Origin of the sequence: Pseudomonas folii (assembly GCF_014357575.1) — a bacterium.
GTDB classification, from domain to species: Bacteria; Pseudomonadota; Gammaproteobacteria; order Pseudomonadales; family Pseudomonadaceae; genus Aquipseudomonas; species Aquipseudomonas folii.
The window spans coordinates 1-6305 of record NZ_JACONW010000220.1 but is presented as its reverse complement, the minus strand read 5'-3'; the positions used below and the strand labels follow the sequence as shown (position 1 = coordinate 6305).

General features: G+C 59.9%; 9 protein-coding genes. 6 read left to right on the top strand and 3 right to left on the bottom strand.

The genetic code is table 11. The annotated features are described in order from the left end of the window. Positions 1 to 322: 322 nt before the first annotated feature. The 3 genes from rnk to cyaY form a co-directional block, all read right to left on the bottom strand. Positions 323 to 730, bottom strand: coding sequence for a nucleoside diphosphate kinase regulator (gene rnk / locus H8S59_RS25400; RefSeq protein WP_187523214.1), 408 nt, complete (start codon positions 728 to 730; stop codon positions 323 to 325). Between the two features lie 132 nt (positions 731 to 862). After that, positions 863 to 1102 carry a DUF1289 domain-containing protein gene (locus H8S59_RS25395; protein WP_095093284.1) on the bottom strand — a complete coding sequence of 80 codons (240 nt, stop codon included), beginning with the start codon at positions 1100 to 1102 and terminating at the stop codon, positions 863 to 865. 2 nt (positions 1103 to 1104) lie between these two features. Beyond that, the gene (gene cyaY / locus H8S59_RS25390; protein WP_099270270.1) at positions 1105 to 1437 is read right to left on the bottom strand and encodes an iron donor protein CyaY; all 333 of its coding nucleotides are present in this window, start codon (positions 1435 to 1437) and stop codon (positions 1105 to 1107) included. Between the two features lie 238 nt (positions 1438 to 1675). Between cyaY and lptM the strand changes: the two genes are divergently transcribed. Genes lptM through H8S59_RS25360 form a run of 6 tightly spaced genes read left to right on the top strand, consistent with a single transcriptional unit; the run spans position 1676 to position 6248 of the window. Then, the gene (gene lptM / locus H8S59_RS25385) at positions 1676 to 1822 is read left to right on the top strand and encodes an LPS translocon maturation chaperone LptM (RefSeq protein ID WP_095093230.1); all 147 of its coding nucleotides are present in this window, start codon (positions 1676 to 1678) and stop codon (positions 1820 to 1822) included. Between the two features lie 9 nt (positions 1823 to 1831). After that, positions 1832 to 3079: a diaminopimelate decarboxylase gene (gene lysA / locus H8S59_RS25380; protein WP_095093231.1), complete on the top strand. Its 1248-nt coding sequence runs from the start codon at positions 1832 to 1834 to the stop codon at positions 3077 to 3079. Positions 3080 to 3082: 3 nt separating this feature from the next. Beyond that, positions 3083 to 3913: a diaminopimelate epimerase gene (gene dapF / locus H8S59_RS25375; RefSeq protein ID WP_095093232.1), complete on the top strand. Its 831-nt coding sequence runs from the start codon at positions 3083 to 3085 to the stop codon at positions 3911 to 3913. A gap of 13 nt (positions 3914 to 3926) precedes the next feature. Further along, a complete protein-coding gene (locus tag H8S59_RS25370; protein WP_095093233.1) occupies positions 3927 to 4661 on the top strand; it encodes a DUF484 family protein in 735 nt (244 codons plus the stop codon). Positions 4662 to 4663: 2 nt separating this feature from the next. Further along, complete coding sequence (xerC, locus tag H8S59_RS25365; RefSeq protein ID WP_095093234.1) at positions 4664 to 5563, top strand: tyrosine recombinase XerC; 900 nt, start codon at positions 4664 to 4666, stop codon at positions 5561 to 5563. Continuing rightward, entirely contained in the window at positions 5556 to 6248 is a 693-nt protein-coding gene (locus H8S59_RS25360; protein WP_095093235.1) for an HAD family hydrolase, read from the top strand. The genes xerC and H8S59_RS25360 overlap by 8 nt, the downstream gene beginning before the upstream one ends. Positions 6249 to 6305 lie beyond the last annotated feature (57 nt).

Genomic DNA, 6305 nt, shown 5'->3' with positions numbered 1-6305 from the left:
TCCTAGCCTCGCGGTGCTCGTCAGCTCCCGGTGCTCGTCAGCTCCTACAGAAAAGCATTCCAAGTCAGGTAGTTGCACTTTTTGACAGGCGCCGCCCCGTCGTCGCATCAGCCCACAACATCGCGGCCAGGCTCTGCTCCGACAGGATCACTGATGACGTGGGACCGGCTTCAGCCGGGAAGAGACCGGGGCAGGCGATGAATCTTCATCGGCAGGAATACCTCCTTCCCGGTTAAAGCCGGTCCCTCGTCGTCAAATTAGCTTGCGGGCGAACGTAGAATCTCCCACAGGGGCGGTGCAGATTTTCGAACGGGTCTGAAGCTTACAAATACTCCCCCGCTGCCTCCGGCTGATACTCCACCGCCAGCAGGGTCAGCTTGAGGGTCTTGCCGCCCGGGGCTGGCCAGTCGATGTGCTGGCCGACCTGCAGGCCCAGCAAGGCTGAGCCAATCGGTGCGAGGATTGAGACTGTGTCCTCGGCACCGGCATCTTTCGGGTAGACGAGTTTAAGGTGGTAATCCTTGCCACTGACTTCTTCGCGGCAATGCACCTTTGAATTCATGGTCACGACACCGGCGGGCACTTCTTCGTGGCCAACCACTTGTTCGGCGCGGTCCAGTTCGGCTTGCAGGGCTTCGAGGCCGGGAGTGGTTTCCTCAAGGCTCTCGATCAACTGTTCAAGACGCTGCACGTCCAGCCGGGTCAGGATGATGGTAGGTTGTGTCGACATGTTGGCAGACTCCTTTTTCTGCGCTGCATAAAACAAAACCCCGCCTGGAGTGGCGGGGTTTTGAAGGGCTTCATCGATGAAGCATGTCTGGACACTAACACAGCAGGGGTATTACACAACCCGGCAAGACCGTTATGCGTCTGGAGACTGACTGGCGTCAGCCACTTCTCGGCGCTGGTCTGCATTGGCGCGAATCTGTCGGCGGCGATTGTCGTCCGCCGAGCGCCATTCACGGATGTCTTCCACATGGCGGAAACAACCGAGACACACTTTCTGCTCGTCCAGCCGGCACAGGCTGATGCAAGGCGAAGGCACTGCCGGGCTGACGTTACTGTACAGCGGCTTGGGCGGTCGGACTGAAGTAGCGGTCACGCTCAAATCTCGTCGAAGTCGAGTTCGACGCCAGCCTGCTCCAGCGTGAAGCGCTTAAGCATTTCGCTCAACAGCTCATCGCTGGTATCGCAGCTCCAGCGCTGCTCTTCCTCGTCGTAGTCGAAGTGAAAGCCGCCGGAACGCGCTGCCAGCCATAGCTGACGCAGGGGCTCCTGGCGGCTGAAGATCAGTTGAGTGCCATTTTCGAACTTGACGGTCAGCACACCGGCCGAGTTTTCAATGTCCAGATCCAGACCACTCTCGTCGAAAACATCTTCCAGATTTTGCTGGGTGGCATCGACCAGGTCGTGAAAGCGGGCTTCGGTCAAACTCATCAGGGGGAACCTCAAAAAGTGTCTGCTGTTGGCGCAGCGACGCAAGATACGGTCGCTTCGAGGCAAATGCAAAGCTTACCCGCCCAACGAACAACACAGCGCCAATAATTCGCTCTCTCAGTGCTAAATCAGTCGCGTAGCGTCAAAGCCCCGCCGGACGGGAACCCGGCTACGTAGGCAAGCCGCTGGGTGGCCGGTATACTCGGGCGCAATTAATGCTTTTACAAAGGATTTCGCCATGAAGCGCCTGATCTCTTCGCTTGCTGCGCTTGTCGCGGTCGCTTGTCTTGTCACTGCCTGCGGCCAGAAGGGCCCGTTGTACCTGCCGGATGACCAGAAGTCTCCCGACGACCAGGCCAAGTCGCAATCGCACAAGCATCTTTAAGGGAATTACATGGACGCCTTCAACTACCGCGATGGTGAGCTGTTCGCGGAAGGTGTAGCGTTGTCTGCCATTGCCGAGCGTTTCGGCACGCCGACCTACGTCTACTCCCGCGCTCACATCGAAGCGCAATACAACGCCTACGCTGATGCCCTGAACGGCATGCCGCATCTGGTCTGCTTCGCTGTCAAAGCCAACTCCAACCTGGGCGTGCTCAACGTTCTGGCGCGTCTGGGTTCGGGCTTCGACATCGTGTCCCGTGGCGAGCTGGAGCGAGTGCTCGCTGCAGGCGGCCGTCCCGACAAGATCGTGTTCTCCGGCGTCGGCAAGACCCGTGACGACATGCGCCGCGCGCTGGAAGTGGGCGTGCACTGCTTCAACGTCGAATCCACCGACGAGCTTGAGCGCCTGCAGATTGTCGCGGCCGAAATGGGCGTTCGTGCGCCGATCTCGCTGCGCGTCAATCCGGATGTTGACGCGGGCACGCATCCGTACATTTCCACGGGCCTCAAGGAAAACAAGTTCGGCATCGCCATTGCCGATGCTGAAGACGTCTACATCCGCGCCGCACAGTTGCCTAACCTGGAAGTCGTCGGTGTCGATTGCCACATCGGCTCGCAACTGACCACGCTCGAGCCGTTCATTGACGCGCTCGATCGTCTGCTGGCCCTGGTGGATCGTCTTGGTGATTGTGGCATCCTGCTGAGCCACATCGATCTGGGTGGCGGTCTTGGCGTGCGGTATCGCGACGAGGAGCCACCGCTGGCTTCTGATTACATCAAGGCAGTGCGTGAGCGTCTGGAAGGTCGTGACCTGTCACTGGTTTTCGAGCCCGGCCGCTTCATCGTTGCCAATGCAGGCGTGCTGCTGACTCAGGTCGAATACCTCAAGCATACCGAGCACAAGGATTTCGCCATCGTCGATGCGGCGATGAACGACCTGATTCGCCCGGCGCTGTATCAGGCCTGGATGGACGTCACAGCCGTTCGCCCGCGTGACAGCGCGCCTCGTGCCTACGACATCGTCGGCCCGATCTGCGAAACCGGCGACTTCCTCGCCAAGGGCCGCGAACTGGCCCTGGCTGAAGGTGATCTGCTGGCCGTGCACTCGGCCGGTGCCTATGGTTTTGTCATGAGCTCGAACTACAACACCCGCGGTCGCACCGCTGAAGTGTTGGTCGACGGCTCGCAGGCTTTCGAAGTACGCCGCCGCGAGACCGTGGCCGAGCTGTTTGCTGGCGAAAGCCTGCTGCCGGAGTAACCCATGCTGCTGCGTTTTACCAAGATGCACGGCCTGGGCAACGACTTCATGGTTTTGGACCTGGTCAGCCAGCACGCGCATATTTTGCCCAAGCACGCCAAACAATGGGGTGATCGGCACACTGGCGTCGGTTTCGATCAGCTATTGCTGGTTGAAACCCCGACCAACCCGGATGTCGATTTCCGCTATCGGATTTTCAACTCCGATGGCTCCGAGGTTGAGCAGTGCGGCAATGGCGCGCGTTGTTTTGCCCGCTTCGTGCTGGACAAGCGCCTGACCGCCAAACGCCTGATCAAAGTCGAAACCAAGAGCGGCATCATCGAGCTGGAAATCCGCAACGACGGTCAGATCAGCGTCGATATGGGGCCGCCACGGCTGGTACCGGCGGACATTCCGTTTCAGGCTACCGAGCAGGCATTGAGCTACAGCGTTGATGTTGACGGGCAGACGGTCGAGCTGGCCGCTGTCTCCATGGGCAACCCCCATGCGGTGTTGCGTGTAAACGACATCAACAATGCGCCCGTGCATGCATTGGGTCCGAAAATTGAACACCATCCGCGCTTTCCGGCGCGGGTCAACGTAGGCTTTCTCTACGTCGTCGATCGTCAGCGTGCGCAATTGCGCGTCTGGGAGCGCGGAGCCGGGGAAACCCAGGCCTGTGGCACCGGTGCGTGTGCGGCAGCCGTTGCGGCTATCAGCCAGGGCTGGATGGATTCGCCATTGCTGATCGATCTGCCGGGCGGACGTCTGTCTATCGAGTGGGCCGGGCCGGGCCATCCGGTCCTGATGACCGGTCCCGCTGTCCGGGTATATGAAGGCCAGGTTCGTCTATGAGTGAGCAAAAGCGATGACTGACAAGCCTCAGACTTCAACCGGCAAGCCTGGCGAATCGCCGGTCGATGCCGCAGTGCCGAAACTTGAAGCAGAGGCGATCATCGCTTACCTGCTCGACCGCCCGGATTTCTTTGCCGAGCACGACGAGTTGCTGGTGTCGATGCGTATTCCGCATCAGCGCGGCGACACCGTTTCGCTGGTTGAGCGTCAACTCAAGCTGCTGCGCGAGCGCAACATCGAGATGCGCCATCGTCTGTCGCAACTGATGGACGTCGCCCGGGACAATGACCGGCTGTTCGAAAAGACCCGCCGCCTCAACTTGGCGCTGATGGACGCCAGCAGTCTCGAAGAAATTGTGATTGCTGTTGAAGACAGCCTGCGGCAGGACTTTCAGGTGCCCTTTGTCAGCCTGATTCTGTTCAGTGACAGCGCGATGCCGGTTGGTCGTTGGGTCAGCAGCGTCGATGCGCAAAAAGCTATCGGTGGTCTGATCGGCGACAAGACCGTGTGCGGCGCGCTGCGTGAGCACGAACTGACCTTCCTGTTTGGTGCCGAGCAAGGCAAGGAAGTCGGCTCTACCGCCGTTGTGACCCTTAATCATCTTGGCCTGCATGGCGTGCTGGCCATCGGCAGCCGCGATCCGCAGCATTACAAAAGCTCGGTGGGCACGCTGTTTCTCAACTACATCGCCGATGTACTGAGCCGTCTGCTGCCGCGCTTCACCCACTCCCTACGCTCGGTTCGCTAGTGATGGAACGGCAACTGGACGCTTACTGCACACATTTGCGCAGTGAGCGCCAAGTGTCGCCACACACGCTCGAGGCTTATCGCCGCGACCTCAACAAAGTGCTGGCGTACTGCGAGAAGCAACAGCTGAGCAGTTGGGCTGCGCTGGATATTCAACATCTGCGCAGCCTGATCGCCCGTCAGCATCAGCAGGGGCAGTCCTCGCGCAGTCTGTCGCGTCTGCTCTCGGCGGTACGCGGGCTCTATCACTACCTCAATCGCGAAGGCATCTGCGAGCACGACCCGGCCAACGGCCTGTCGCCGCCCAAAGGTGAACGACGTCTGCCGAAAACCCTTGATACCGACCGTGCCCTGCAGTTGCTGGACGGCGGCGTTGAAGACGACTTCCTCGCCCATCGCGATCAGGCGATTCTGGAGCTGTTCTATTCCTCGGGCCTGCGTCTGTCCGAGCTGACCGGCTTGAACATGGAGCAACTCGACCTGAGCGAAGGCCTGGTGCAAGTGCTCGGTAAAGGCAGCAAGACCCGTGTTCTGCCAGTGGGCAGGAAAGCCCGTGAAGCGCTGCAGGCGTGGATTGCATTGCGCGCCCTGGCCAACCCTGAAGATGACGCCGTGTTCATTAGCCAGCAAGGTCGACGTCTTGGGCCGCGCGCTATTCAGAAGCGGGTCAAAGCGGTCGGTGAACGTGAGTTGGGGCAAAACCTGCACCCGCACATGCTGCGCCACTCGTTTGCGAGCCATCTGCTTGAGTCGTCCCAGGATCTACGCGCAGTGCAGGAGTTGCTCGGCCACGCTGACATCAAGACCACGCAGATTTATACCCATCTGGATTTCCAGCATTTGGCGTCGGTCTACGACAGCGCCCACCCGCGGGCCAAACGCAAAGGTTCTGACCATGATTAAGCTGATCACCTTCGATCTCGACGATACTCTGTGGCACACCGCTCCGGCCATCGTCAGCGCGGAGGCCACCCTGCGCGAGTGGCTTGCTGCAAATGCGCCCAAGCTTGGCCCGGTGCCTGTCGAGCATCTGGGGGAAATTCGCGCGCGCCTGGTGGAAGCTGACCCTGGCTTCAAATACCGCATCAGCGAGCTGCGGCGGCGCGTGCTGTTCCATGCTCTGGAAGACGCCGGTTATCCCTCGGTTGAGGCTCAGGCGCTGGCTGATCAGGCTTTTGAAGTGTTCCTGCATGGCCGTCATCAGGTCGAGATCTTCCCGGAAGTCCATCCGACCCTTGAGATTCTGGCCGCGACCTTTACGTTGGGTGTGATCACAAACGGCAATGCTGACGTGCGTCGCCTGGGGTTGGCCGATTATTTCGCCTTCGCGCTGTGTGCTGAAGACTTGGGCATCGGCAAGCCAGACCCTGCTCCATTCGTGGAAGCGCTCAAGCGCGCCAACGTTGATGCTGGCGCCGCAGTGCACATCGGCGATCACCCCGGCGATGACATTGCAGGCGCCCAGCAAGCCGGTATGCGAGCGATCTGGTACAACCCGGCGGGTAAACCGTGGGAAGCAGAAAAGCTGCCTGATGCAGAGATCAGCAGCCTGACGCAGCTGCCGGATGTATTGCGTAGCTGGATGTAGCTGGTGTTGCGGTTGGTGATGATTGTGAGAGATTCAATGTGGGTGACGACGTGGGAC